Raw genomic sequence first — 26,989 nt, forward strand, 5'->3', positions numbered from 1 at the left:
AATAATGTACATTTATTTTCCAATCAATCATAATAGAGAAAGAGTAAAAAAATGACAGTTACAAGGAGTCGATTGAAAATGAAAAAAGTTAATGCGTTTTTAAAACAAATTCCAGCTCTATTATCTAGTAAAGTCTCTATTTTTATTTACCTATTTCTTTTTTTCTATCTCGTTGTTTTCGCTGTTCTAACAATGTGGATTCCTATATTGAAAAATGTACAACCGTCTGCTAATGTTCAATTGATTTTAGGGAATTACACCAATGTCTTGAGTGCTTTAGGTGCTTCTTTGGCCGCAGGAAGTGGTACTCTTATCCATCACAGCTTATCAACACTGCATAAGAAACACGATAAAATGCATGATGAGCTACAAAAAACGATTGCCGAACTGCATGATAAAATCGATCATTTAGAGGCTGAGAAAAAACAACTAAAATAATGGATGATAGTTTGCTTTGTAAAACAAAACGTTGTAAGTTTTGTTTTACTTTTTTTGCTTCGAACAGGATAAATGTTCGTATTTTGGTTATTTTTAGCAGATTTTCAACACGGGATTAAGAAAAAATGTGGAATAAATACGAATTATTCTATATAATGATGTTTGTATTGTTATGAGAGGAGCAATTATTTTGTTTAAATTTATTGTAAAAGGAACTGGATTTTCAAGTATTGACTCAAAAAATGTAAAAGCATTCGAGAACTGTCTGTTTTGTATCTCAGAAGAAGGTACGGTAGGCGCCATTATCTCTCCAGAAGAAAAGGAATATCAAGCACTTATTAAAGAGTATTCCGAAAAAAATAAATTTCAAGAATTAACTCAGGGACAGTTTATTCTCCCTGGTTTTATCGATCTTCATATCCACGCACCTCAATGGGCGCAAGCTGGAACTGCGTTGGATCTTCCTTTATATGACTGGCTGAATACGTATACTTTTCCGCTAGAAGCCAAATTTTCTGATAGGCACTTTGCAGAGACTGTTTATTCAGATTTAGTTTCCCAATTAATAAAAAATGGCACTACAACAGCCTTATATTTTGCGACAGTGCATCGTCAGTCTAGTTTGCGTTTAGCAGAAATTTGTAGCGAAAAAGGGCAGAGAGGTTTAGTTGGTAAAGTTGTTATGGACGATCCAGAACAGAACCCTGAATATTATCGAGATGCGACAGCGAATGAAGCGTTAGCGGAAACAGAGCTATTCATTCAAGAGGTACTAGAATTAAATAAGCGAACACCTCAAGGAGTCTATCCAGTTGTAACGCCTCGTTTTATTCCAAGTTGTACAGATGATTCTTTAAAAGGTTTGGGTGCTTTGGCGGCTAAATATGATGTTCATATTCAATCTCATTGTAGTGAAAGTGACTGGGCACATTCATTTGTTCAAGAGCGTTTTGGTAAAAATGATGCATTTGCATTAAATGATTTTGGATTACTAACAGAAAAAGCTATTATGGCACATTGTGGTTTTCTGTCAGACGATGATATGGCATTATTTGCCGATAAAGGAACGGCAGTTGCGCATTGTCCGATTTCCAATGCATATTTTGGTAATGCCGTTACACCAATTGCTAAACTATTAAACAATTATAAAATAGAAACAGGATTAGGTAGTGATATTTCCGGTGGGTTTTCACCTAGTTTGTTTGATAATATTAGACAAGCAGTAATATCTTCTCGAATGCTAGAAGACGGGGTCGATAAAGAATGTTGCAGTGAAAAGCGTGGTGTTGCAGGTTTTAGTATTTCTTTAAACGAAGCTTTTTATCTAGCAACCGCAGGCGGTGGGGAATCATTGAGCTTACCAATAGGAAAGTTAGCGGTTGATTATGCTTGGGATGTTCAAATTGTGGATAGTAAAACATTACCTATCTTTTCTGACGAAGAACCGTTATTGTCTATTTTCCAAAAGATTCTTTACTTATCGCGCCCTGAACATATCCATGAGGTTTGGATTCAGGGAAAAAAAGTTCATGATAGAAATAGGATGGAAGTAGAGGTGCAAGCATAAAATGGGTGAAACAAAAACAAAACCATCAAAACTAACGGTTGGTCCGAATGATGATTTATCAATCGGGCAATCAGTCCTTTTAGGCATTCAGCATGTTTTAGCGATGGATGTTTATGTCGTACCGTTTATTATTGCGTCAATTATTGGTTTGACAACAAAAGAGTCTTCGGCGTTGATTCAATCAACCTTTATAGCTGCAGGGCTTGCTACGATTATTCAATCGTATTTTTGTATGAAACTACCTGTGGCACAAGGTCCATCATTTATCCCGATTGGAGCCGTTGCAGGTATTTATTTTGCCAATAGTCAAAATGGCAATGGATGGGGAACTGTCTTAGGTGCAAGCTTAATTGGAGCAATTTTAGTTATTATTTTAGGTGTAACAGGTATTTTTAATCGTTTGATCAAAGCTTTTGTACCACCGATTGTTGGAGGGACAATCATCTTTATTGTTGGTTTTTCGTTGATGCCAGTTGCGTTAAATGACAATGTTTTTAATGCTTCAGGAGATTTAGGTCAAAACATTTTACTTGCAATCATTGCGGCAGTATCACTCATTTTCTTCGCGATGATCGGATCGCGTTTTACTGGAAAAGGTCGGATTTTTAGAATTTCTTCAGTTATTTTGGCATTAATTATTGGGAGTTTTGCAGCTCAATTTATGGGGATTCTTGACGTATCTCAAGTTGGAAATGCACCATTAATAAGTGTTCCGCAATTACCTTTTGTTGATTTTCATTTTTCATTTGATGTTTCATCTATTTTAACAATGGCTATTATTTACATTGTGCTGATGGCTGAAACGACAGGAACTTGGTTTGCAGTAAGCAATGTCTGCGAAGAGCCATTGACTGATGAAAATATCAATAGAGGAGTTGTAGGAGAAGGATTGGGCTGTTTGATTTCATCATTACTAGGGACAACCCCAGTTACAGGATACTCAACCAATGCAGGAATCATTTCGATCACAGGCGTTGCTAGTAAAAAAGTATTCGTAGCAGCAGGTGCCTGGTTTGTCGTTTTTGGTTTATCGGGTAAACTGTCAACGCTGATATCTTCAATACCTGCGCCAGTGATTGGCGGTGTTTTTGTCATTGTTTGTGGCATTATTTCAATAAGCGGACTCAAAGTAATGAAAGAAGTTGATATCAATGAGAAACAAATGTACGTAATTGCGATACCAATGATCTTAACACTTGCATTAACGTTGATCCCTAAAGAATTTATTCAATCATTACCACAATTTTTGCAATATCTTTTCAGCTCATCTGTCGCCACTGCTTCGATTGCTGCTATACTTTTAAATTGCTTATTGCCTAACGAAAAGATTGAGGAATCAATAACTGAACATGAAGGTGAAAAAGCCATATAAAATAGCAGAAAAATAAATTTTCGATCAAAACACGAATAATGTTCTTCATATTATTACATTTTTCGTTATTTACCTTTGACTTTTGCAGATGAATAGTGTAAATTAGCATAGGTGTTCGAAAATGCGAACTTTTATCAAGTTAATGTTCGTGTTTTTGCGTGTTTTATTAGAATTTATTAGGAGGCAATACAGTATGAAAGTTTTTGATTACGAAGATGTCCAATTAATTCCCAATAAGTGTATTGTGAACAGTCGTTCTGAATGTGATACAGTCGTGAAACTAGGGAAACATACCTTTAAAATGCCTGTCGTACCTGCGAACATGCAGACGATTATTGATGAAGATATTGCGGAGTTTCTAGCAAAAAATGATTATTTTTATATCATGCATCGCTTTGATGAAAATGCTCGAATTCCTTTTATTGAAAAAATGAATGCGAAAGGCTTGATTACATCTATAAGCGTAGGTGTAAAAGAAGCTGAATACGGTTTTGTAGAAGAATTAGCGGAGCGGAATTTAGTTCCTGATTATGTAACGATTGATATTGCCCATGGGCATTCCAATGCAGTGATCAATATGATTCAACATCTGAAAAAACATTTACCAGATACGTTCGTTATTGCTGGAAATGTTGGGACACCTGAAGCTGTGCGCGAATTAGAAAATGCCGGAGCGGATGCAACGAAAGTCGGTATTGGGCCGGGGAAAGTTTGTATCACGAAAATCAAAACAGGTTTTGGCACTGGCGGGTGGCAGTTAGCTGCACTACGTTGGTGTGCTAAAGCTGCAAGAAAACCGATTATTGCAGATGGTGGGATTCGTACACCAGGAGATGTGGCAAAATCAGTTCGTTTTGGTGCAACTATGGTCATGATTGGGTCATTATTTGCTGGTCATGAAGAATCACCAGGTGAGACCAAAGTAGAAAATGGTGTAGTCTATAAAGAATATTTCGGTAGTGCTTCGGAATTTCAAAAAGGTGAAAAGAAAAATGTTGAAGGTAAGAAAATTTGGATTCAACATAAGGGCAGCTTAGCAGATACGCTAACAGAAATGCAACAAGATTTACAATCTTCCATCTCTTATGCTGGCGGACGTGATCTTGAAGCAATTCGTAAAGTCGATTATGTTATTGTAAAAAATTCGATTTTTAATGGTGATACAATTTAACAAAAATAAAGAGGTTAGACTATTGCGCATAGAGCAATAGTCTAACCTCTTTATTTTTACTTTACCTGTCGTAGTAATTGTGCTATTATTATTACAACGACAGACGTAGTACGACAGATAGAGTAATTGGAGGTGATTTAATGATCGGCAGTGATGCAATCAGAGGGTATAACGATACATTTATTTTATCTGTATTGCAGGAAGGAGATTCATATGGTTACGCAATCTCCAAAAGAATTACTGAAATTTCAGAAGATAATTATTCAATTAAAGAGACAACATTGTATTCTGCCTTTAACCGTTTGGAAAAAAATGGTTTTATCGATTCTTTTCCGGGTCAAATCACACACGGTAAAAAAAGAACTTATTATAAAATCACATCATCTGGAAAAGAATATTTAGAAGAAAAAATCGCAGAATGGGTATTAACTAAAAAAGTCGTTGAACGTTTTATCAAGGAGGAAAAATAATGAACACTATTAAGGATTATATCGACAGTTTATTTTTAGGAATAACCGAAACTAGTCAAACCAAACAATTAAAAGAAGATTTATTAGCAAGTGCAGAAGATCGGTATGAAGATTTAAAAAAACAAGGCAAATCTGAAAATGAAGCAATTGGTAACGTCATTTCAGAGTTTGGATCAATTGATGAATTAGTCGAAGAAATGAATATAAAACAAGAGTTTATCGATGACAAAGGATTCGAGTTAGATGGAATTACTTTAGACGAGTCTATTCGTTTTTTTAATATTCGACGTAAAGGCGCTACATTCATTGGTTTGGGTGTGATGACAATTATGATAGGTGCAGCAGCTTTCTTCACATCTATGGGGGTGTCAGGCGGGACGTATGGTACAGGCTTTGGGTTACTATTTTTCTTTCTCGGTGCAGCCGTGGGTGTTCCTTTATTTATTATCGCCGGAACAAGCATGGGTAACTCAACTAGAAAGCTAGACGATCGTTTTATTCCCACTCAAGTAAAAACAGAAGCTAAGAAAAGAAAAGAGGACTTTCAACGATCGTTTGTCTTTTGTATGGTAGCTGGAGTAGTATTGTGCATTTTGTCAGTGATACCTGTAGTCTTATTCTCTTTAATGGATCCAACAGTTGGGAACGAATTATTTGGCGTTGGTTGCATGTTTCTGTTAGCATCTTTAGGTGTATTCTTCTTTATTTTTGGTGGTGTCATCATGGGAAGTTTTAGTAAAATCCTTGAACAGACCTATTTTATTTCAGTTGAAGGAGAATTAGGGCCAAAAGCGAAAGCTGAACGAGATGGTCAAAAACCTAGTTGGTTCCAGACGCTTGAAAAAATTTATTGGCCAATTATAGTTGCTGTCTTTTTGTGCCAAGGTTTCTTCTTAGGAAATTGGGGAACAAATTGGATTATTTTTCCAATAGGTGGGATTGCTTTTGGAATACTGGAAAATATTTTTAGTAAAAATGAATAAAAAGGCGAGGCAAAACTAATGATCTGTTTTGTCTCGTCTTTTTTTTAAAACTAACTAAAATGATTGTCTTGTGAAGATGATTGTCATTGTCTTTTTTAACGGGAAATAGACAAGTGATACAATAACGATGGTCGTTGCGACATTAATAAAAGTAGCCGGTAGTTTTGACAAGGCACTTGTAAAAGAGATGCTAAAGTCTGCGCCTGCAAGTAGTCCCATTGCCGTATTCTTTAATTGAGTCATAATGATCTTGGCAATACCACTTACAGCAGCTACGACAATAACTTTCCATACGGTATCAATATTTTTCTGGAAAAATAAAATGGTTAGAGCTGCTGCACCGCCAACGATAAAGCTTTCTAAAATAAAATAAGGAGCTTCAGCAGCAAAACCATTTAAAATATCAAAAATAGCAAAACCTAAACCACCAGCAAGAGCTCCTTTTTTGTAGCCGATCAAAAGAACGGCTAATAATAAAACTGAATTACCCAAGTGAGCAAAAGCACCAGTAGGCATAGGAATTTTAATCATTGTACCTAAAACCGTCAAAGCCGCAAATAGGCCGACTAAAACAATTGAAGTTGTTGAACTTTTCTGATTCATTAAATCACTCCTCTTTTTTGCCCATTCGATCTTCGGCGTGATTGTAAGCACCATGCCAAACATGACCGAGAAAAGGATTGATTTTTTGACCGTTTTTAATAGCGGTGGATACAAATTTTTTAGCAAGAGCAACAGCATCAATGACTGGATAGCCTTTAGCAAGACCAGCAGTTACAGCTGCTGCGAAAGTACAACCTGCTCCATGATTATAGTCAGTAGAAAATAACTCATCCTCAAAAACAGTAAACGTACTTCCATCATAAAACAGATCGACTGCCCTATCTGTTTTTAAGCGGTGACCACCTTTAATTACAACATTTTTAGGTCCCAGCTCAATGATCTTTTTTGCTGCATCTTTCATTTGTTCAACAGAAGTCAGTTCACCTATTCCAGATAAAATCCCGGCTTCTACTAAATTGGGTGTTGTTATCGTCGCTGTAGGCAATAACAAGCGAGTCATTGCGGCGACATTTTCAGGTTGTAGTAGTTCATTTGTACCTTTACAAGCCATTACAGGATCAATTACGATATTGCTCATTTTGTAGTTATCAATATAACCTCGTGTTATTTCAATTGCTTCAATAGTTCCAAGCATTCCTGTTTTCATCGCATCGAGTGGACCACCAGCAAAAATAGTTTTTAACTGTTTTTCCACTAATGCAGGTTCAATCGGTGTAACAGTATGACTCCAACCCTCGTCCGGGTCCATAGTCACAATGCTAGTTAAAGCTGAAAAACCAAATGTTCCATATTCTTCAAACGTTTTTAAATCAGCTTGAATCCCTGCGCCACCACTAGAATCCGAACCAGCAACTGTTAATACTTTTTTTATCATCGTCTAACCCCTATTCAAAAATATTTTAATATATATATTGTAAAACAAACATAAGTTGACAAAAACAGCCAATTGGGTTATTTTCAGGTCATCCAATTGCTGCGAATCACGAAGAACGAAGAGATTCGATGATGAGCAGTACAAGACGAGCAAAGCGAGAGTTGCTCCTTCGTTATGAATCACGAAGAACGAAGAGATTCGATGATGAGCAGTACAAGACGAGCAAAGCGAGAGTTGCTCCTTCGTTATGAATCACGAAGAACGAAGAGATTCGATGATGAGCAGTACAAGACGAGCAAAGCGAGAGTTGAACCTTGAATATGAATCAAGCATAATTAGTAAAAAATATGTAAACAACTAAACCTTATAAGAACGTATCTTACTATAATAGTTCTCTTAATTTAATGATTCGACTAAAGGATATGATTCTCTACTTCAAAAAAATGGGAGGTAAAATAAATGTGGTCATTAAAAAAAGAAAAAGGTGTTCCAGTGTATGTAAGTATCATCGAATTGATTCTCTCCTACATAAAAAATGGTGATCTTTTACCTGGTGAACATTTACCTTCAGAAAGAAAATTAGCAACTTACTTTCAAGTCAATCGTTCCACTGTTGTGCATGCGTTAGATGAGCTTGTTTCTTTAGGCTGGATCATTAGAAAACAAGGGAGTGGAACATTCGTCAACGAAGGGAAGTGGGGAATCAGTACAACGCCAAGAACAGATTGGCGTCTTTACCTAGAACAAAATGCTTTCGCTAAGGTTGATCCGTTCACAGAACAAATTGAAAGGCTGATCAAGCAATCAGATACAAACGTTTTGGATTTGTATACGGGAGAATTGCCAATGGACTTGATTCCAAGTTTTTCGTTTCCACCTTTGACATGGAAACATTTTTTGGAAGAAGAGCAACAAAATGACTTAGGTTATCTGCCATTAAGGCAATCAATCAGTCGTCAAACGGAAAAAGATTATGGGTTCTCACTTCCTTCAGAGAGTTTATTGATTACGTCAGGCGCACAGCAAGCGTTATTTTTAATTTTACAAGTGTTGTTACAATCCGGTGATAGTGTAGCAATCGAAGATCCTTCTTTTCTTTATGCACTTCCTATTTTTCAAGCAGCAGGTATTCGTCTTTATGGCGTGAAAATGGATCAAGAAGGAATCAATCTTGAAGCGCTTGAAAAAATGATTCGTCAACATCGAGTCAAAATGGTCATGGTCAATCCATCATTTCAAAACCCGACAGGGAAAACAATGTCAATGGAACGAAGACAAGCATTGGTTAAACTGTGTCAAAATTATCAAGTTCCGATTTTAGAGGATGATGTTTTTGCTAACCTTAATTTTGTTCCGTCAGATCAAATCCTGCCTTTAAAAAAATTGGACCCTGAAAATGTCCTATATATCGGTTCTCTTTCAAAAATCTTGGGATCGACAACTAAAATAGGATGGCTGAGTGCACCGACTTCAGTAAATCAGCAATTAGCAGAAGCAAGAAAGATGATGGATTTTTCGTTGAGTATTTTCCCACAATTATTGGCGAATTTAGCCTTAACAGATAAAGAGTTTTCAAGTAAAATCACTCACTTGAAACAGACTGTAGAGCAACGAGGCAAATCAGTATTCGATGTGTTAGACAAAATGGTCGAGTGGGATGTAACTATGCCTAAGGGAGGGTTTTATATTTGGGCAACTTGGAAACAAGGAAAACTTCGGCCAAAAGATTGGACGATATTTTTACAAGAAGGATTGTTGATTGCACCAAGTTTTTTCTTTAGTGAAAATCAAGATAGTATACGAATTAATTTTACCAGAGTTGATGAAAACAATTTGCTGATATTGAAAGAAAAATTACGAGCAGTCACACAAAAAATTGCTTTGGATTCCTAAACACTATGATAAAATAAGGATAAATGGAGGGAATCTACATGAATAAAACGATTGAAATTTTGAAAAATCGACGCAGTTATCGTGATTTTGACGAGAATCATGCTATTTCTAAAGAAGAATTACAAGCAATACTAGATGCGGCTCGACAGGCACCGAGCTGGATGAATGGCCAATTTTACAGTATTATCGTTCTTCAACAAAAGGAACTACGTGAACAATTAGTTCAGTGGAATCCAGGCAATCCGCATATAGCAAAAAGCTCAGTATTTTTGGTCTTTATAGGAGATCTTCATCGTACAAAGATGGTCAGTACAGCTCACGAAACTTTATATCCTATTGACGAAAGCATTGAACCGATTCTTTTAGCTACGACTGATGCTGCTTTGGCGCTTGAAAATGCAGTGATAGCTGTTGAAAGTTTAGGATTAGGCTCAGTTGTTGTAGGAAGTATCCGTAAACATGGAAAGGAAATCAGCCAATTGTTAAACTTACCAGAGTATACTTTTCCATTATTTGGTTTGAGCATTGGGAAACCGACAGTTGAGATGGAAATCAAACCACGCTTGCCTGAACCAACAGTTATTCACTATGATCGTTATCAATCCTATGCATACACCTTGATCGAACAATATAATCAAATAATGGAAGCCTTTGGTGAAGCGAGAGAAACGAAACCCTGGAGTCAAAAATTTGCGGATTATTTCGAAACAAAGCCAACGATGATGACAGACCAATTATTACAATGTCAACGGCTATTAAAGTAATACTCCTAGTTGCTTGACAAGTTAAGCTGTTTTTACGTGACTTCACTTTCTTCTCAAGCTCCGGAATGATATACTTAAACTGGGAAAGAATATAAATGATTAAAAGAGGTGTTAAACATGTCTTGGGAACAAGTCTATGAACAGTGGATGAATGAAGAAAATATACCAGAAAATTTAAAAAAAGAATTGCAAGATTTAAAAGAGGATCCTGAAAAATGTGAAGATGCTTTTTATGCACCTTTAGAGTTTGGGACTGCCGGTATGCGCGGTATTTTAGGTGCTGGTATCAATCGAATGAATATTTTTACGATTCGTCAAGCAACCGAAGGATTAGCCCGATTTATGGATGCTGAAGGAGCAGAGACAAAAAGACGCGGAGTCGCAATTGCCTATGATTCTCGTCATATGTCACCGGAATTTGCAATGGAAGCGGCAAAAACATTAGCACAACACGGTATTCCAGCATTCGTTTTTGAAAGTTTACGACCAACACCTGAATTGTCTTTTGCAGTTCGTTACTTAAATGCCTTTTCAGGGATCATGATCACAGCTTCTCACAATCCTGCAGCTTACAATGGTTATAAAGTCTATGGGGCAGATGGCGGACAAATGCCACCAGCTGACGCTGATGCTTTAACGAAATACGTTCGCGAAGTTGAAAACCCATTAAAAGTAGAAGTGTTATCAGAGGATCAAGCAAAACAAAGTGATTTGATTACGATTATTGGTGAAGAAGTCGATACTGCTTACTTAAAAGAAGTGAAGACAGTGACGATCAATCAAGAGTTGATCAATGATATGGGCAAAGAATTAAAACTAGTTTATACGCCATTGCATGGTACTGGGAAAATGCTAGGTGAAAAAGCGTTGAAACAAGCTGGATTTGAAAAATTTGTACTTGTTCCAGAACAGGCAATTGCAGATCCAGATTTTACAACGGTTAAATCACCAAATCCAGAAGAACACTCTGCTTTTGAATATGCTATCCGTCTAGGTGAAAAAGAAGATGCGGATCTATTGATTGCAACTGATCCAGATGCTGATCGTTTGGGTGCAGCAGTTCGTTTACCAAATGGAAGCTATCAGGTTCTAACAGGGAATCAATTGGGATCGATCATGATTCAATATATTTTAGAAGCACATAAACAAGCAGGAACTTTACCAGAAAATGCAGTTGTTTTGAAATCAATTGTTTCCAGTGAATTAGCCACAGCGATCACAGCGAAGTACAATACAAAAATGGTAGATGTCTTAACAGGATTTAAGTTTATTGCTGAGAAAATCGAACAGTATGAGGAAGACCATTCTCAATCATTTATGTTTGGTTTTGAAGAGAGTTATGGTTATTTAGTAAAATCATTTGTTCGTGATAAAGATGCAATCCAAGCTCTTGTCTTATTAGCCGAAGTTGCAGCATTCTACAAGAAACAAGGAAAAACCCTTTATGATGGGCTACAAGATATCTTTGAAGAGTATGGTTATTTTGAAGAAAAAACAATTTCAGTCACTTTAAGCGGAATTGAAGGCAGTGAAAAAATCAAGGCACTAATGAAAAAATTCCGTGAAGAAGCACCAACCTCATTTGCTAATATCAAGGTAACACAAACAGAGGATTTCAAAGAATTAACGAGAACATTCACTGATGGAAAAGTCGAAGCATTATCAACGCCACCTTCGGATGTATTAAAATATTTCTTGGAAGATGGTAGCTGGATTGCGATACGCCCGTCTGGAACTGAACCCAAGATCAAATTTTATTTGGCTACAAAAGCTGCTTCGCAAACAGAAGCTGATCAAAAAATCAAGAATTTCGAACAAGCTGTTAATGCATTAACAGAATAAAAAGAACGAGATTTAGAGGTTGAGATAAAAAGCATTAAGCTTCGATAAATAAGAAGAAATTCACGGGAATTGTACGTCGATTTTTTGTGAATTTCAGCTTATTTAATCAGAAGATGCTTTCTTCTCGCCGCTTATTTGGGTTGATAGGAAATTACTAATTCATGATGAGAAACATATAAGGAGTGGTAGAAATGAATATTGGCTTTATCGGTGCTGGTCACATGGGTAGCGCAATGATTGAAGGTCTTTTAAAAGCTAAAACTGTAGTGCCAGAAAATTTATTTGTAAAAGGCGGTTCAAGCGGTACAGCTGAAGTGTTACAAAAAAAACTTGGGTTCAAATTAATCAAAGATTATGATGCTTTAAAAGACTGCCAAGTGATTTTTATCGCTACAGGAGCAAAAATCGTCCTAGATATTTTAAAACAAGCAGCGCCAAGTCTGAGCAAAGGGACGATTCTTATTTCAGTTGCAACTGGACATACGGTAGAAGAAGCCCAAGCCATTTTAGGTGATGAAATTTATGTTGTTCATGCTATTCCTAACACGCCAGTCAGTGTCAATGCAGGAATGATCGGTACTGTTTTTTCAGATGAGATGCCTGCAGAATCAAAAGCTGAGGCAACTCGTGTCTTGGAAACGTTAGGAAAAGTCGAAGAAGTTAGTGAGAGTATTCTAGGCACCTTTGGTACTGTTGCTGGATGTAGTCCAGCATTTGTTGATATCTTTATGGAAGCATTGGCTGATGGTGCTGTATTGGAAGGCATGCCTCGTGCTCTTTCTTATGAAATCATTGCACAAATGATGTTGGGCTCTGCCAAACTTGCGATTGAAACTAAAAAACATCCTGGAGAGTTAAAAGATGGTGTAACATCTCCAGGAGGAAGTACAATCAAAGGCGTTACAGCGTTAGAAAAAAATGGATTCAGATATGCTGTGATTGATGCAGTCAAACAAGCGAATAGTTAACATGAATAAAGTTGAAAGACAATTTGGGATCAGTTCGCTATCCTATATTGTCTTTTTTTAAACTATGTGAAAGAAAAATTCTATCCTCTTTTAAAAAAAGTTTGCTATAATAAGCAAGAGAACAAACGAAAGGAAGCTCAGCGATGAAAGAAATAGATGAGATTCAAAAAGTTAGTCAGCTATACAAAGTGTTGAGTGATCCAACTAGGTTAAGAATTTTACTACTATTAAAAAAGGGAGAGCTTAATGTAACAGCAATCAGTGCTCAGCTGACAATGGAACAGTCAGCAGTTTCCCATCAATTAAAATTATTAAGAGACAGCCATGTAGTGAAATCAAGACGTGAAGGAAAAACAATCTATTATACACTGGATGATCATCACGTTATTGATATTCTTAATCAAACATTCGAACATATCAAACACCAATAACTCGCCTTTTCTGTAGGTTTACTAAGGTAAATTCAAAGAAAAGGGTAGTTTTTTTTACGTCAGTTAGGTATACTAGAAACATGTTTTATTAGAAAAAAATGAAATGTTTCTAATTAATAGTTGGAGGAAGAAGAATGAAGGAAAAACTAAAAATTGGTTTACTTGGATTAGGTACAGTCGGATCAGGTGTACCAACAATTTTACAAGAACATCAAGAAAAAATTTCGCAAGTGACGGGTATGGAAGTCTCAATTTCAAAAGCCTTAGTTCGTGATGAAGAAGAAAAACGACGTTTAGCTGAGAAATTTGATATTCAACTCACAACAACTATTGAGGATATTATCAATGATGATGAAATCAAGATTATTGTAGAATTAATAGGCAAAGTAGAACCAGCAAAAACCTTCATTACTAAAGCACTTCAAAATGGTAAACATATCGTGACGGCGAACAAAGATCTTTTAGCGCAACATGGGAGCGAACTAGTAGCCCTAGCACAAAAAAATCATTGTGATTTATATTATGAAGCAAGTGTTGCTGGTGGAATTCCTATTTTGCGGACGATTGCCAATAGTTTAGCTGCAGATAATATCCAAAAGGTGTTAGGAATTGTCAATGGAACAACTAACTATATGTTGACGCAGATGGTTTCAGAAAAGAAAACATATGATCAAGCACTAAAAGAAGCGCAAGAATTAGGGTTTGCTGAATCTGATCCAACAAATGATGTAGATGGTATTGATGCTGCCTATAAAATGGTTATTTTAACTCAATTTGCTTTTGGGATGGACATTCAGTTGGACCAAATTGAGACACGTGGCATTCGTGGTCTATCCTTAGATGATGTTGAAATGGCTGCTCAATTAGGCTATGAAGTGAAATTGATTGGTTCTTCGGAGAACAAAGAAGGCAGTATTGCAGTAGAAGTTGGGCCGATGCTGGTGGCAAAATCACATCCGATTGCTTCTGTCCGTAATGAATTTAATGCTGTTTTTATTGAAAGCTCAGGCGTTGGTGAATCAATGTATTATGGACCCGGTGCAGGTGCGAAGCCGACTGCAACAAGTGTCGTCAGCGATATTATCACGATTGCTAAGAATATCCGTCTAGGAACAACAGGACAGATGTTTAATTCTTATCAACATGATAAAAAACTGGCAAAAGATGAGACAGTCTCTGGAAAATATTATTTCTCAATTGAAGTGCCGGATCAACATGGTCAAATCTTAAAGTTAACTCAGATAATGACGGAAGCAAATGTTAGCTTTGACCAGTTAGTTCAGCAAAAGTCTGACGGTACTAGAGCTAGAATCGTTGCAATCACACACACAATTTCAAAAAAACAAATGAAACAAGTAACAGAAGAAATCGGATCAACTGATGGATTCGAACTATTAAATACATTTAAGGTATTGGGGGATTAATCAATGTATGAAGGATTATTAAAACAATATAAGGAATATTTACCAATCACAGACAAAACACCCATGATTTCATTGGCTGAAGGAAATACACCTTTGATTCCTTTACACAGCTTATCAAAAGAATTAGGAATCAATTTATATGGAAAATATGAAGGACTAAACCCAACTGGTTCATTCAAAGACCGTGGAATGGTAATGGCTGTAGCGAAAGCGGTTGAAGAAGGAGCAAAAGCGATTGTTTGTGCCTCAACTGGAAATACAAGCGCAGCCGCAGCCGCCTATGCTACTAGAGCAGGTGTCAAAGCGTATGTTGTTATACCAGATGGTAAGATTGCAATGGGCAAATTAGCACAAGCGATTATATATGGTGCAGATATCATCTCAATTCCCGGTAATTTTGACGAAGCATTAAAAACAGTTCGTAATATTGCTGAAACTGAAGCAGTTGCATTAGTGAATTCGGTGAATCCGTATCGTTTAGAAGGGCAAAAAACTGCAGCTTTCGAAGTGTGTGAGCAACTAGGAAAAGCGCCTGATGTGTTGGCTATTCCAGTTGGAAATGCAGGAAATATCTCTGCTTATTGGAAAGGATTCAAAGAATGGCATGATATAAAAGGCACATTATTGCCAAGAATGCATGGCTTTGAAGCAGAGGGGGCTGCGGCTATCGTGAAAGGTGAAGTGATCGAACAACCTGAAACAATTGCAACAGCGATCCGTATCGGGAATCCAGCTAGCTGGAAGTTAGCTGAAGCGGCTCGTGATGAATCAAAAGGGCATATCGATTCTGTTACAGATGAGGAAATCCTGAATGCTTATCGCAAAGTAGCGGCCCAAGATGGTGTATTTGTTGAACCAGGCTCTGCTGCCTCTTTAGCAGGTGTTATTCAACACGTGAAAAACGGGAAAATCAAACCAGGTGAAACGGTTGTAACGGTTTTTACTGGTAATGGATTGAAAGATCCAGATACAGCAATCAATGCAACGGATGTAAAAATCTCTAAAATGAGTGATTTAGAAGAAATGCGTCTATATTTACGCAACGGAGTGTCTGAACTATGAAAATAAGAATTCCCGCAACCAGCGCAAATCTAGGTCCGGGTTTTGACTCATGTGGTATTGCTGTATCGCAATATCTTCATATCGAAGTGTTGGAAAATACGAAGGAATGGAAAATTCTCCATTCTTTAGGAACAGACATCCCAACCGATGAAACAAATCTACTGATTCAAACGGCATTAAAATTAGCTCCCGAACTTTCACCTAAAGTATTAAAAATGACGTCAGATATTCCTTTGGCTAGAGGTCTAGGTAGTAGTTCGAGCGTAATTGTAGGAGGGATCGAGCTAGCCAATCGTCTAGGGAATTTGAACTTATCTCAAAAGGATAAATTACAAATTGCAACGGAGATTGAAGGTCATCCAGATAATGTTGCTCCAGCAATATACGGTGATTTTGTTGTGGCAAGTTATATTGATGGCGAAGTACATTCTGTAAAGCATCATTTTCCAATGTGTGACGTGATTGCATATATTCCAGATGTTCAACTATTGACAGCTGAAAGTCGTAGTGTACTTCCTTCTTCTATTCCGTATAAAGAAGCGGTTCAAGCAAGCTCTATTGCCAACGTAATGATTGCTGCAATCTTGAACGGCAATTTACCATTAGCTGGTATAATGATGGAAAAAGATCGCTGGCACGAATCTTATCGTAAAAATCTTGTTCCACATTTAGATGAAATACGAGCTCTAGGTCATAAAGTTGGGGCGTATGGTGCATTTTTAAGCGGGGCTGGTCCGACGGTATTGATTTTGTCTCCAGAAGAAAAAACAGATCAAATGGTTCAAGAACTAGAAAAATTACCTCTTTTAGCTACCATCAATGTGCTATCGGTAGATAAAGAAGGTATTCAAGTCTTTTAAAAAAATAAGAGCAGTGAGATGTTTATTGACCTCAATGCTCTTATTTTTTATTTTACTAATTTAAACCTCAGGCGATTCCGTTGCATAATAACTATGATCTTCTAAATTCAACGCATTTAAAATCATTGAAGCCGTCTCTTCAATTGATAAAGAAGCAACATTGATTACCACACAACCTAATTTTTCGTATAAATCATTCGCAAACGTTAACTCTTTTCTGATCTTTTCAATATCTGAATAAGAAGTATTGGCTGGCAGCCCATAAGTTCTCATTCGTTCTTTACGGATACCGTTCAAGATATCTGGATCATTTGTCAATCCAACAATTTTTTTAGGATTCGTTTCCCACAATTGTTTTGGTAAATGCGCTTCAGGAATCAGCGGTAAATTTGCTACTTTTAAATTTTTATTGGCCAAAAATAGACTAAGGGGTGTCTTAGATGTTCTAGAAACGCCTAATAAGAGTACATCCGCTTCTAAAAAACCTCTCGGATCCTTACCATCGTCGTATTTTACAGCAAATTCCATTGCCTCGATTCGTTTAAAGTAATTTTCATTTAAATGATGCAAAGCCCCTGGTTCTCTGGTAGGTGCTACACCGGTCAATCTTTCGATTTCAGCTACTGGTGGTGTTAAGATATCAAAGTGATATAAATCATGTTCTTCAAAAAAATCATTCGCAATCTTTACTAAACGATCATTTACAATCGTATGTAAAACCATGGCATTTTCACGTTTGGCATCCTCAAGTGCTTTTCTTAGTTTATCTTCTTCTTTGGCAAAGGTTCGTCTAAATAGTGAAAAGTCCACAGTAGGGTATTGGGCCATAGAAGCGGCTGCCAGTTTTGAAGCTGTTTCTCCTGCTGAATCAGAAATGACGAAGATCGTCACACATTTTTTTTGTTCATTTGTTGTCATAGTATGATTCCTCTCTTGCTTTTTTTATAGATTTATTATACCATACCTTCATGAATCTTATTCGTAATGATTTTGATTTAAGAATTGGAGGTTACCATGATGACACAGTCAAATTCAAAAGTAGAGCAGTCATTAGCAGTGATGAAAAAAAATGGCTTAAAATACACAAAAAAAAGAGAAGCAATGATCACGTATCTAATTAGAAGGAATCGTTATATTTCTGCTAGAGAAGTTTATGAATTTATGAATCAAGAATATAAAGGTGTAAGTTATGATACTATTTACCGAAATTTACACGATTTCGAAACGTTTGATCTGTTAGAAACAACTGACTTGAATGGAGAAAAAAAATTTCGTTTTCATTGTTGTCAGGAAGTTGGGCATCATCACCATTTTATCTGCACAGTTTGCGGAAAAACAAAGGAAATACACATGTGCCCGATGGATTTTTTTAAAGAACAATTAAGTGGTTGTGAAATTGAAGGACATCGATTTGAAATTTTTGGTCGATGTGAAGAGTGCCAGTGAGTATTTTTTTCAGAAAAAATCATGAATATAACATATGTGTGTATAACTTTACTCATTTTGAAACTTTTTTGTGCATTTTTTCAATACAAAGGTTGACGTTAAAATAACCATTCGATATAATAAGGAAAGAACGGTAATTTATTTATGGTAAACAATTCATAAATATAAAAAACGGTTACTTTTTAAGCTCGGAGGGAGGGAATTAACATGTCAAAAACTGTCGTTCGTAAAAACGAATCTCTTGACGATGCTCTTCGTCGCTTCAAACGTTCCGTTTCAAAAGCGGGTACTTTACAAGAATCTCGTAAACGTGAATTCTACGAAAAACCAAGTGTAAAGCGTAAGAAAAAATCTGAAGCAGCTAGAAAACGTAAAAAATTCTAGTTTTCGATGAATTGGAGTTGGTTGTATGTCATTACTAACAATATTGAATGACGATATCAAGGCAGCAATGAAGTCAAAGGATAAAGAAACATTATCCGTACTTCGTATGCTGAAAGCAGCCATTCAAAATGAGCAGATTAAAACTGGCCGTGATTTGAACGGAGAAGAAGAGTTAACAGTTTTGTCTCGTGAGATGAAACAACGCAGAGATTCTTTATCAGAGTTTGAAAATGCGGAGCGTGACGATCTTGCTGACAAAGTAAAAATCGAAATCGCAATTGTTGAAAAATATATGCCAAAACAACTATCTGACGAAGAAATTCGTCAGATAGTTCAGACGGCAATTGATCAGACCGAAGCGTCTTCATCAAAGGAATTTGGTAAAGTTATGAGTGCTGTAATGCCTAAAGTCAAAGGTAAAGCAGACGGCAATCAGGTCAATGCAATTGTAAAAGAATTACTACAAGAGAATTAGTCAAAATGAAAAAACCAACGGATTTCCGTTGGTTTTTTTGTTCAAAAATTGCAGAACAAGAAGTGGGCGGTATGGATGCTTCTGTGAAAAAAGAAAAACAAGTATCTAGTTTTAGCCCACTCTCTTTTTAATAAATAAATAATATGGTATGATTATAAAGAATGAAAAATAAAGGAGATGGGCATTTTTTGACAGAAAATCAGTCAATATCTTTGGAATTGAAATTAAACGATTCTGATGATGTGAGTATGCTTTTAGGAACCCATGACAAACATATAAAATATTTAGAAGAAAATGCACTAGTTACAATCAACACACGAGGTGAGATGATTCAATTAATTGGAGAAGAATCAGAAGTTCAATTGATTGCATCTGTTTTACGTACACTTTTAGTACTGATTAAGCGTGGCATTAAAATCAGTACGGCAGATGTTGTTTCTGCTTTGAAAATGGCAAGAAGTGGCGATTTGGATACGTTTGTGACAATGTACGAAGAAGAAATCCTAAAAGATCACCATGGTAGAGCGATTCGCATAAAAAATGTTGGCCAAAAAAAATATATCGATGCCGTACGAAAACGTGATATTATTTTTGGAATCGGTCCAGCAGGAACGGGTAAGACCTTTTTAGCTGTGGTTATGGCTGTGTCAGCATTAAAAAAAGGAGAAGTCCAAAAAATTATTCTGACCCGCCCAGCTGTTGAAGCAGGAGAAAGTCTAGGTTTTTTACCAGGCGATTTAAAAGAAAAAGTAGATCCTTATCTACGACCTGTTTATGATGCGTTATATCAAGTTTTTGGTATGGAACATACGAACCGTTTGATGGAGCGTGGCGTTATTGAAATTGCACCATTGGCTTATATGAGAGGGCGAACGTTGGATGATGCTTTTGTAATTCTTGACGAAGCTCAAAATACGACCGTTGCTCAAATGAAGATGTTTTTGACAAGGTTAGGGTTTAATTCAAGAATGATCGTCAATGGAGATACCAGTCAGATCGACTTGCCTAAGGGTGTAGCGAGCGGGCTGATTCATGCAGAAAAAACATTACAATCTATCGATAAAATAGCGTTCGTTCATTTTGATGCCGGAGATGTTGTAAGACATCCAGTTGTTGCTCAAATTATTCGAGCCTATGAAAAAGAAAATCAAAAATAGGTTAAAAACTGCGGAAAGGAGTGAAAATTCCGTTGAAATACTGGTTACTAAAATTACGCGATAAATTAGGGAAGGCTTATATCCCTATACTTTTACTCGTTTTTTCAAGTTTTTTATTCATCATTATGTTTGGTAGTGTGTATCAGAAAAGAGTGGAAATAAAAGAAGGTCAGCTTGCTGAGAATACCATACGAGCGAATAAAAATATTGAAAACACTTATGAAACGGCACAAAAGAAAAAGTTAGCAGCTGAAGCTGTTACTCCTGAGTACATTTATCAGGAAGAAACAGCAGATGTTCAGCACAAACGAATCGAAAAGCTATTTAAGCTTATTGTGAATGCAAATGAAAAGACAGAAAAAGAATATGAAGAAAAAAAAGCGAAAGCTAAAAAAGATGAAACGATTCCGAGACCAACAATTGAAGAAAGAATCGCAAATTTAAAGTCTCAATTTGAATCGTTAGATCAAGACGAAGTCGCTTTTTATCAAAAATTTCCGAATGTATTTTATCAAAACATTTTTTCATTGACTGAAAGTCAGATTCAGCAAGTAAAAAATGAAAGTTTGAAGATTGTTGATGAAAAGATGAAGGATCATGTTCGAGAAGCTGATTTGGATTCTATTCGGCAAAGTGCAATTGAAAAAATCCAATTTCTTGATGTTACTAGTACGATGCAACAAGAAATTCGTTATATTGTCAATCAAGGAATTGTAGCGAATGATTTTGCAAACGATAAAAAGACAAAAGAAATGCGTCAAAATGCTATGGATGCCGTACCGCCAGCGATGATCTATCAAGGTGAAATTATCGTTCGTGAGGGAACGCAGATTGACAGCAAAGCAATGGAAAAATTGGAAATATTAGGTATGACAAATCAAAGTACCTCGTTATTTCCGATGGTAGCATTAGCATTAGCGATTGTATTACAAGTATTCGTTCTGATTTTCTTTACGAAACAAGTGACAGAAGAAGGTAGACGTAGACATTTTATTTTATTCTATGTAGGGGCAATGTCTTTAAGTGTCATATTGATGAAGTTTTTCCAAATTTTCCAAACAGAACAAATGATGTATATTTCATTGTTCTTTCCGGCAGCATTTACGCCACTTGTATTAAATTATTTTGTAAGTAGAAGAGCGGGCGTCTTGGCAGCTGTTTTCCAAGTCATTTTTTCACTATTTATATTTTATAATTCTATTGGAACCAACTCATTGACTATTATTTTAGTCAGTTATATGTTTTCTGGTCTGTTGGCAACAGTGGTCAAACGGACACGGATCGCTGAACAAGGATTGGTTGCAGTTTTTTGGGTCATTATTTTCCCAATATGTGTTGATTTTATTTTAATGGTTTACCAGGGGATGAGCTTTTTTGACAGTAAATCATGGACAATGATGATTTGTGCCTTAGCCGGTACCGTCTTATCCTTCTTAGCGACGATGGGGCTTCATCCTTATATTGAGTTACTTGTAACTGATGACAGTGTGATTGTCTTAAATGAGCTAAGTAACCCAAATCACCCTCTGTTAAAACAACTACTTGAAGAAGCGCCTGGAACATATCATCATAGTATGATGGTAGCAAGTTTAAGTGCGAATGCAGTTGCTGAAATCGGTGGGCGTTCATTATTGACTCGAGTTGCTTGTTATTATCATGATATCGGCAAGATTAAACATGCTAATTTCTTCGTTGAAAACTTACCGGCTGGAGCCGAAAATCCACATAATTTCTTGTTGCCAGAAGATAGCAAACAAATTATATTTGGACATGTTATCGATGGAGCAAAAATATTAGAAGAGTATCGTATGCCTGAAATGGTCATCGACATTTGTCGTCAACATCATGGAACAACGTTAATGAAGTTTTTCTATGTAAAAGCAAAAGAGCGAAATTCTGAGATATCTGAAGCAGATTTCAGATATCCAGGTCCAAAACCTCAAACAAGAGAAGCGGGAATCGTTAGTATTGCAGATACATGCGAGGCTGCAGTTCGCGCCATGGATCATCCAACAAACGACAAAATCCAAGCGTTTGTTCATAACGTTATTCAGGATCGAATTTCAGATGGGCAATTGGATGATTGTGGCTTAACGATGAAAGAAATTCGGATCATCGAGAAATCTTTAGTCAATGGGTTATGTAGTACGTTCCACTCTAGAATCAAGTACCCAAAAATGAAATCTGAAGCAGAAGAAATGAAAGTTGAACAAGAAAAGAGAGATGACTAATGGATATTTCATTTATTGATGAAACAACTAGTTTATCAAAAGAAAATTTAGAAGAAGTTGAAAATCTGCTGCAATTCGCAGCTGATTTTCTGAAAATATCTGAAGATACAGAAATGTCCGTATCCTTTATGGATAATGCAGGGATTCAGGTAATCAATAGAGAGTATCGCGGAAAAGATGTTCCCACTGATGTGATCAGTTTTGCGTTAGAAGAAGAAGGCGAAGATGAATTGCCGATTATTTTTGAAGATTCTGCAGAAGCTTTTCCAAGAAATCTTGGCGATATCATGATATCGACTGAGCGAGCGACCGAACAAGCAGAAGAATACGGTCATTCTTTTGAACGTGAATTAGGCTTTTTGGCTGTGCATGGTTTTTTACATTTAAATGGTTACGATCATATGGAACCTGAGGATGAGAAAGAAATGTTTGGTTTACAGAAAGAGATCTTAGATGCCTATGGACTCAAAAGATAAGCGGACGCAGAAGAATAAACATTTTATAGCCTCATTGGAGTTTGCTCTTCAAGGAATCAAAACAGTATTCAAGGAAGAACGGAACATGCGGACCCATACTGTAATGGGGATTGTAGCAATTGTTATTGGTATTGTCTTTCGATTGACGACACCAGAATGGTTGTGGTTGTTACTTGCAATCTTTCTAGTATTACTGATGGAGATTATTAATACAGTATTTGAAAATGTCGTAGATATGGTGACGGATTTCCATTTTCATCCAATTGGTAAAAAAATAAAAGATATGGCTGCAGGCGCAGTTCTTTTAACGACAGGATTTGCTGTAGTTGTTGGAATACTGTTGTTTGTTCCGAAAATTTGGCAGATAATACAAGATTTTTTATAGAGGAGAGAAACAATGACTGAAACACATAAATCCGGATTTGTAGCGATCGTAGGAAGACCAAATGTTGGGAAATCTACTTTGTTGAATCGTATTGTCGGACAAAAAATTGCAATTATGAGTGATAAAGCTCAAACGACTAGAAATAAAATACAAGGAATTTATACAGTTCCAGAAGCACAAATCGTTTTTATTGATACGCCCGGTATTCACAAGCCGAAACATCGTTTAGGTGATTTTATGGTTGAGACAGCTTATAGCGCATTACGAGAAGTAGATGCAACCTTATTTATGATCAGTGCAGACCAAAAAAGAGGTAAAGGCGATGATTTTATCATTGAACGCCTTAAAACGATGACGAGCCCTGTTTATTTAGTAATCAACAAAATCGATACAGTTCATCCAGATCAGCTTTTAGGCATCATAGAAGACTACTCAAGTCAAATGGAATTTGCAGAAGTTGTACCGATTTCAGCTACTGAAGGAAATAATGTGGATCGTTTGATGGCTGTTTTAGTTGATCAGATGCCGGAAGGCCCACAGTATTTTCCAGATGACCAAATAACAGATCATCCTGAGTACTTTATTGTTTCGGAATTAGTACGTGAGAAAGTATTATTGCTTACTAGAGATGAAATTCCTCATTCTGTTGCTGTCGTAGTTGATTCGATGAAACGCGATGAGAATGATAAGGTACGTATTCAAGCAACGATTATCGTTGAACGAGATAGCCAAAAAGGAATTATCATCGGTAAGGGCGGTAAGATGCTTAAACAAATCGGAACAAAAGCCAGACAAGATATTGAACATTTACTTGACGATAAAGTTTACTTAGAGCTTTGGGTAAAAGTACAAAAGGATTGGCGTGATAAAAAAGTACATTTACAAGACTTTGGTTATCGCAAAGACGATTATTAGGAAGAACGAGCGAACAATTCTGTATTATTACGGAATTGTTCTTTTGCGTCTATCTCTGCTAAAATAGACTAGAGCGTATAGGAGGCGAAAACATGACTTTAGGGGAAACGAAAGGGATTATTTTATTTACCAAAGACTACAAAGAAAAAGATAAATTAGTCAAAATTTTTACGGAATCTTTTGGTAAATTGATGTTTTTTGTCAAAGGAGCACATCGCAAAAATAATCCGATTGGTCCTGCTATTTTGCCTTTTACAGAAGCCATATATATTGGGGACTTTAGATTAGAGGGATTGTCATTTTTGAATGGAAGCAAAGAAGTCCAAGCATTTCGAATGATCCAGAGGGACATTTTTATAAACGCTTATGCAACCTATATTTTAAATTTAGTGGATGCGGCAATCGATGATCGGACTTACGATCCCAACTTGTATCATTTTGTTCAGCAGGCATTGCGTTTGTTAAACGAGGATAAAGATGCGGAGATTATCACAAACATCTTTGAAATCCAGTTATTAAGTCGTTTTGGTATTACGCCTGAATGGACACATTGTGCAGTCTGTGAAGAAACGCGGGGGAAATTTGACTATTCTTCGAAGTATAGCGGGGTTCTTTGTGAGCGACATTGGCATCTTGATAACCATCGTTACCATGCCGATCCACGAGCAATTCATTTCATTCGTCTTTTTTCTGCGATTTCATATGATAAGGTTCAGGATATCAATGTTAAGTCAGAAACAAAGGCAGCAATCAGGCAAGCGATTGATGAACTATATGATGAGTATGTTGGGATCAATCTAAAGAGTAAGAAATTTATCGATCAAATGAAAAGTTGGGAAGATACTTTGAAACTACCAAAACGAGAAATAAAGGACGAAGAATGAGACAAGACTGTATCTTAACTTTAAATCGTTAAGCAGTAGTAGGTATAGTTGATTTTTATCGAGATCCTTATAATATCATCAAGTAGACGAATATTCCGTTTAGTCACAATTTCTTTTGTTTCCAACTTCCCATTTGTATTAGAGTTTTTTTAAGTGGTAAACCTTTTAACTATTGCAGTTTTAGGTGTGGAGGATTCAGATTCACTTAATTTCGAAGATTGTTTTTCATTTTTTCTTTAGCCAGAACGATAGCGTAGTTGAAAGCAGAACGTTCCACTTCTGGACTTATCATCAAAAGGCAATACGAATGTTGTAGCATTATCGTTTTTTTCTGAAAGCTCAAGATACCTATCATGTACATAAGAGACAGAGAGAAAGCAATTTATGGCTTGTGTCTTATGATAATTCGAAAAATGATTTGACATCTAATCAATCAACGATTATTATAAAGAGTAATTAAATAAATACGTTGAAAAAGAAGAGTAAAAAGAACTGCTGTTAGAGCGAATCTGGGAAAGTGTAAGCCAGATACAAGCAACTTTTGAAGGGCGCTTTTGAGTATTATTAAACGAAGCTGCCGGTAGTTATATCGGAAGTAGGGTGGAACCGCGATTATTCGTCCCTATGTCTCATGGAGGCATAGGGACTTTTTTGTTTTCTCGCTAAACGGATGTTTTACTAAAAAAGGAGGGGCAGTATGGATTTCACTGTACGATTTTTACCTGCTGATTTTTCAGAGAATCGATTAAACGTGTTATCACTTGTTAAACTATCAGTACAAATCAAAGAAAGTGACGGTACAGTCATCGAAGAATTTGAAACGAATCCTAGCGAAAAGAGTTACAAAATTAATACGGAACTCACGCCAACAATGAAGGTTGAAGTATCTGTTGTGCCAAATGAAGTCATTGAGTTTTATCCAGTTGTCACAGCTTTATAAAGAAATCGGTTCGTTTTGAGTAGAAAAAAACTTCATAGCTTATTTTACTGAATTTTAGTCAAAGCGAGCTACGCTTTTTAGTATTTAAAATAGGAGGATCACAATGGAAAAAAAACTGACAGTTCAAGAAATGATTTTAACATTACAAAAATTTTGGTCATCAAATGGTTGTATGCTAATGCAAGCATATGACACAGAAAAAGGAGCAGGTACAATGAGTCCATATACTTTTTTACGAGCAATTGGACCAGAACCATGGAATGCTGCTTATGTAGAGCCTTCAAGAAGACCAGCAGATGGACGTTATGGCGAAAACCCTAACCGTTTGTATCAACATCATCAATTTCAAGTTGTGATGAAACCTTCACCTGAAAACATTCAGGAGTTGTATTTAGAAAGTCTAGAGTTGCTAGGAATCGACCCATTAGCGCATGATATCCGTTTTGTCGAAGATAACTGGGAAAATCCTTCAATGGGGTGTGCTGGTCTAGGGTGGGAAGTTTGGCTAGATGGTATGGAAATTACTCAGTTTACGTATTTCCAGCAAGTAGGCGGACTAGCTTGCCATCCCGTTACTTCAGAAATCACTTATGGAATCGAGCGACTAGCGTCTTATATTCAAGAAGTAGAAAGTGTTTACGATTTAGAATGGACACAAGGTGTTAAGTACGGAGAAATTTTCAATCAGCCAGAGTATGAACATTCCAAATATTCATTTGAAATTAGCAATCAAGATATGTTACTAGAAAACTTTGATAAATTTGAAAAAGAAGCGAAACGTTGTATTGATGAAAGTTTAGTTCATCCTGCGTATGATTATATTTTGAAATGTAGTCACACTTTTAATTTATTAGATGCTCGTGGGGCTGTTTCAGTGACAGAGCGTGCTGGATATTTAGCACGCATCAGAAATTTAGCAAAAGCTGTGGCAAAAATTTTCGTCGCTGAACGTGAAAAATTAGGATTCCCACTTTTAAACAAAGAAAATCAAACAACTAAGGAGGCAAAATAAT

Annotated in this window: 29 protein-coding genes and 1 other annotated feature; of the genes, 26 read left to right on the forward strand and 3 right to left on the reverse strand. The window is 36.5% G+C overall.

Annotation, left to right across the window (positions count from 1 at the left end):
* Positions 1–78 precede the first annotated feature (78 nt).
* The 6 genes from IGJ34_RS07040 to IGJ34_RS07065 all read left to right on the forward strand — a co-directional run bounded on the left by IGJ34_RS07040 (position 79) and on the right by IGJ34_RS07065 (position 6,001).
* Positions 79–438 (forward strand): hypothetical protein, encoded by a 360-nt coding sequence (locus IGJ34_RS07040; RefSeq protein ID WP_083241704.1) that lies wholly within the window; start codon positions 79–81, stop codon positions 436–438.
* Positions 439–628: 190 nt separating this feature from the next.
* The gene (gene guaD, locus IGJ34_RS07045) at positions 629–2,005 is read left to right on the forward strand and encodes a guanine deaminase (protein ID WP_430598452.1); all 1,377 of its coding nucleotides are present in this window, start codon (positions 629–631) and stop codon (positions 2,003–2,005) included.
* A 1-nt stretch (position 2,006) separates the two neighbouring features.
* Positions 2,007–3,377 (forward strand): uracil-xanthine permease family protein, encoded by a 1,371-nt coding sequence (locus IGJ34_RS07050; RefSeq protein WP_430598453.1) that lies wholly within the window; start codon positions 2,007–2,009, stop codon positions 3,375–3,377.
* Positions 3,378–3,570: 193 nt separating this feature from the next.
* On the forward strand, positions 3,571–4,548 hold the full coding sequence (gene guaC / locus IGJ34_RS07055) for a GMP reductase (RefSeq protein WP_069653024.1): 978 nt from the start codon (positions 3,571–3,573) through the stop codon (positions 4,546–4,548).
* Positions 4,549–4,688: 140 nt separating this feature from the next.
* Positions 4,689–5,018 (forward strand): PadR family transcriptional regulator, encoded by a 330-nt coding sequence (locus IGJ34_RS07060; RefSeq protein WP_069653025.1) that lies wholly within the window; start codon positions 4,689–4,691, stop codon positions 5,016–5,018.
* The gene (locus IGJ34_RS07065) at positions 5,018–6,001 is read left to right on the forward strand and encodes a permease prefix domain 1-containing protein (RefSeq protein WP_206837475.1); all 984 of its coding nucleotides are present in this window, start codon (positions 5,018–5,020) and stop codon (positions 5,999–6,001) included. Before IGJ34_RS07060 ends, IGJ34_RS07065 begins: the two co-directional genes overlap by 1 nt.
* Positions 6,002–6,055: 54 nt before the next feature.
* Here the strand turns inward: IGJ34_RS07065 and IGJ34_RS07070 are convergent, their stop codons facing one another.
* Both IGJ34_RS07070 and thiD read right to left on the reverse strand, forming a co-directional pair.
* Positions 6,056–6,604 (reverse strand): ECF transporter S component, encoded by a 549-nt coding sequence (locus tag IGJ34_RS07070; RefSeq protein WP_430598454.1) that lies wholly within the window; start codon positions 6,602–6,604, stop codon positions 6,056–6,058.
* Positions 6,605–6,608: 4 nt separating this feature from the next.
* The gene (gene thiD, locus IGJ34_RS07075; RefSeq protein WP_111248725.1) at positions 6,609–7,439 is read right to left on the reverse strand and encodes a bifunctional hydroxymethylpyrimidine kinase/phosphomethylpyrimidine kinase; all 831 of its coding nucleotides are present in this window, start codon (positions 7,437–7,439) and stop codon (positions 6,609–6,611) included.
* A gap of 459 nt (positions 7,440–7,898) precedes the next feature.
* Here thiD and IGJ34_RS07080 point away from each other — a divergent pair, with 459 nt between their 5' ends.
* The 8 genes from IGJ34_RS07080 (at position 7,899) to thrB (ending at position 16,683) form a co-directional block, all read left to right on the forward strand.
* The gene (locus tag IGJ34_RS07080; protein WP_430598455.1) at positions 7,899–9,332 is read left to right on the forward strand and encodes a PLP-dependent aminotransferase family protein; all 1,434 of its coding nucleotides are present in this window, start codon (positions 7,899–7,901) and stop codon (positions 9,330–9,332) included.
* A gap of 38 nt (positions 9,333–9,370) precedes the next feature.
* Entirely contained in the window at positions 9,371–10,096 is a 726-nt protein-coding gene (locus tag IGJ34_RS07085) for a nitroreductase family protein (RefSeq protein WP_111248723.1), read from the forward strand.
* Positions 10,097–10,213: 117 nt separating this feature from the next.
* On the forward strand, positions 10,214–11,938 hold the full coding sequence (locus IGJ34_RS07090; RefSeq protein WP_430598456.1) for a phospho-sugar mutase: 1,725 nt from the start codon (positions 10,214–10,216) through the stop codon (positions 11,936–11,938).
* A 191-nt stretch (positions 11,939–12,129) separates the two neighbouring features.
* The gene (gene proC / locus IGJ34_RS07095; RefSeq protein WP_430598457.1) at positions 12,130–12,906 is read left to right on the forward strand and encodes a pyrroline-5-carboxylate reductase; all 777 of its coding nucleotides are present in this window, start codon (positions 12,130–12,132) and stop codon (positions 12,904–12,906) included.
* A gap of 143 nt (positions 12,907–13,049) precedes the next feature.
* Entirely contained in the window at positions 13,050–13,337 is a 288-nt protein-coding gene (locus IGJ34_RS07100) for an ArsR/SmtB family transcription factor (protein WP_069653033.1), read from the forward strand.
* 134 nt (positions 13,338–13,471) lie between these two features.
* Entirely contained in the window at positions 13,472–14,761 is a 1,290-nt protein-coding gene (locus IGJ34_RS07105) for a homoserine dehydrogenase (RefSeq protein WP_430598458.1), read from the forward strand.
* Between the two features lie 3 nt (positions 14,762–14,764).
* The gene (thrC, locus tag IGJ34_RS07110) at positions 14,765–15,823 is read left to right on the forward strand and encodes a threonine synthase (RefSeq protein ID WP_111248719.1); all 1,059 of its coding nucleotides are present in this window, start codon (positions 14,765–14,767) and stop codon (positions 15,821–15,823) included.
* Positions 15,820–16,683 (forward strand): homoserine kinase, encoded by an 864-nt coding sequence (thrB, locus tag IGJ34_RS07115; RefSeq protein WP_069653036.1) that lies wholly within the window; start codon positions 15,820–15,822, stop codon positions 16,681–16,683. Before thrC ends, thrB begins: the two co-directional genes overlap by 4 nt.
* Positions 16,684–16,743: 60 nt before the next feature.
* On the opposite strand, the gene IGJ34_RS07120 is transcribed toward thrB, so the two are convergent.
* Positions 16,744–17,601 carry a pyruvate, water dikinase regulatory protein gene (locus IGJ34_RS07120; RefSeq protein WP_069653037.1) on the reverse strand — a complete coding sequence of 286 codons (858 nt, stop codon included), beginning with the start codon at positions 17,599–17,601 and terminating at the stop codon, positions 16,744–16,746.
* Between the two features lie 99 nt (positions 17,602–17,700).
* Between IGJ34_RS07120 and IGJ34_RS07125 the strand changes: the two genes are divergently transcribed.
* The 12 genes from IGJ34_RS07125 (at position 17,701) to glyQ (ending at position 26,988) form a co-directional block, all read left to right on the forward strand.
* Positions 17,701–18,129: a Fur family transcriptional regulator gene (locus tag IGJ34_RS07125; protein ID WP_069653038.1), complete on the forward strand. Its 429-nt coding sequence runs from the start codon at positions 17,701–17,703 to the stop codon at positions 18,127–18,129.
* A gap of 207 nt (positions 18,130–18,336) precedes the next feature.
* Positions 18,337–18,513, forward strand: a complete 177-nt coding sequence (rpsU, locus tag IGJ34_RS07130; RefSeq protein ID WP_002356740.1) for a 30S ribosomal protein S21 — start codon at positions 18,337–18,339, stop codon at positions 18,511–18,513.
* 25 nt (positions 18,514–18,538) lie between these two features.
* Positions 18,539–18,988, forward strand: a complete 450-nt coding sequence (locus IGJ34_RS07135) for a GatB/YqeY domain-containing protein (RefSeq protein ID WP_069653039.1) — start codon at positions 18,539–18,541, stop codon at positions 18,986–18,988.
* A gap of 5 nt (positions 18,989–18,993) precedes the next feature.
* Positions 18,994–19,119: a hypothetical protein gene (locus IGJ34_RS07140; RefSeq protein ID WP_258379373.1), complete on the forward strand. Its 126-nt coding sequence runs from the start codon at positions 18,994–18,996 to the stop codon at positions 19,117–19,119.
* A 57-nt stretch (positions 19,120–19,176) separates the two neighbouring features.
* Complete coding sequence (locus IGJ34_RS07145) at positions 19,177–20,145, forward strand: PhoH family protein (RefSeq protein WP_069653201.1); 969 nt, start codon at positions 19,177–19,179, stop codon at positions 20,143–20,145.
* A gap of 32 nt (positions 20,146–20,177) precedes the next feature.
* A complete protein-coding gene (locus IGJ34_RS07150; protein WP_069653040.1) occupies positions 20,178–22,376 on the forward strand; it encodes an HD family phosphohydrolase in 2,199 nt (732 codons plus the stop codon).
* The gene (ybeY, locus tag IGJ34_RS07155; protein WP_069653041.1) at positions 22,376–22,852 is read left to right on the forward strand and encodes an rRNA maturation RNase YbeY; all 477 of its coding nucleotides are present in this window, start codon (positions 22,376–22,378) and stop codon (positions 22,850–22,852) included. Before IGJ34_RS07150 ends, ybeY begins: the two co-directional genes overlap by 1 nt.
* The gene (locus tag IGJ34_RS07160) at positions 22,836–23,237 is read left to right on the forward strand and encodes a diacylglycerol kinase family protein (protein WP_430598526.1); all 402 of its coding nucleotides are present in this window, start codon (positions 22,836–22,838) and stop codon (positions 23,235–23,237) included. The genes ybeY and IGJ34_RS07160 overlap by 17 nt, the downstream gene beginning before the upstream one ends.
* A gap of 12 nt (positions 23,238–23,249) precedes the next feature.
* The gene (gene era / locus IGJ34_RS07165) at positions 23,250–24,152 is read left to right on the forward strand and encodes a GTPase Era (protein WP_069653043.1); all 903 of its coding nucleotides are present in this window, start codon (positions 23,250–23,252) and stop codon (positions 24,150–24,152) included.
* A gap of 92 nt (positions 24,153–24,244) precedes the next feature.
* Positions 24,245–25,036 carry a DNA repair protein RecO gene (recO, locus tag IGJ34_RS07170; protein WP_430598459.1) on the forward strand — a complete coding sequence of 264 codons (792 nt, stop codon included), beginning with the start codon at positions 24,245–24,247 and terminating at the stop codon, positions 25,034–25,036.
* Between the two features lie 460 nt (positions 25,037–25,496).
* Positions 25,497–25,663 (forward strand) — a binding site (T-box leader).
* Positions 25,664–25,733: 70 nt separating this feature from the next.
* Positions 25,734–25,976: a hypothetical protein gene (locus IGJ34_RS07175; RefSeq protein ID WP_069653045.1), complete on the forward strand. Its 243-nt coding sequence runs from the start codon at positions 25,734–25,736 to the stop codon at positions 25,974–25,976.
* A 103-nt stretch (positions 25,977–26,079) separates the two neighbouring features.
* Entirely contained in the window at positions 26,080–26,988 is a 909-nt protein-coding gene (glyQ, locus tag IGJ34_RS07180; RefSeq protein WP_069653046.1) for a glycine--tRNA ligase subunit alpha, read from the forward strand.
* Position 26,989 lies beyond the last annotated feature (1 nt).

Origin of the sequence: Enterococcus sp. AZ177 (assembly GCF_050544585.1) — a bacterium.
GTDB lineage: Bacteria > Bacillota > Bacilli > Lactobacillales > Enterococcaceae > Enterococcus_L > Enterococcus_L plantarum.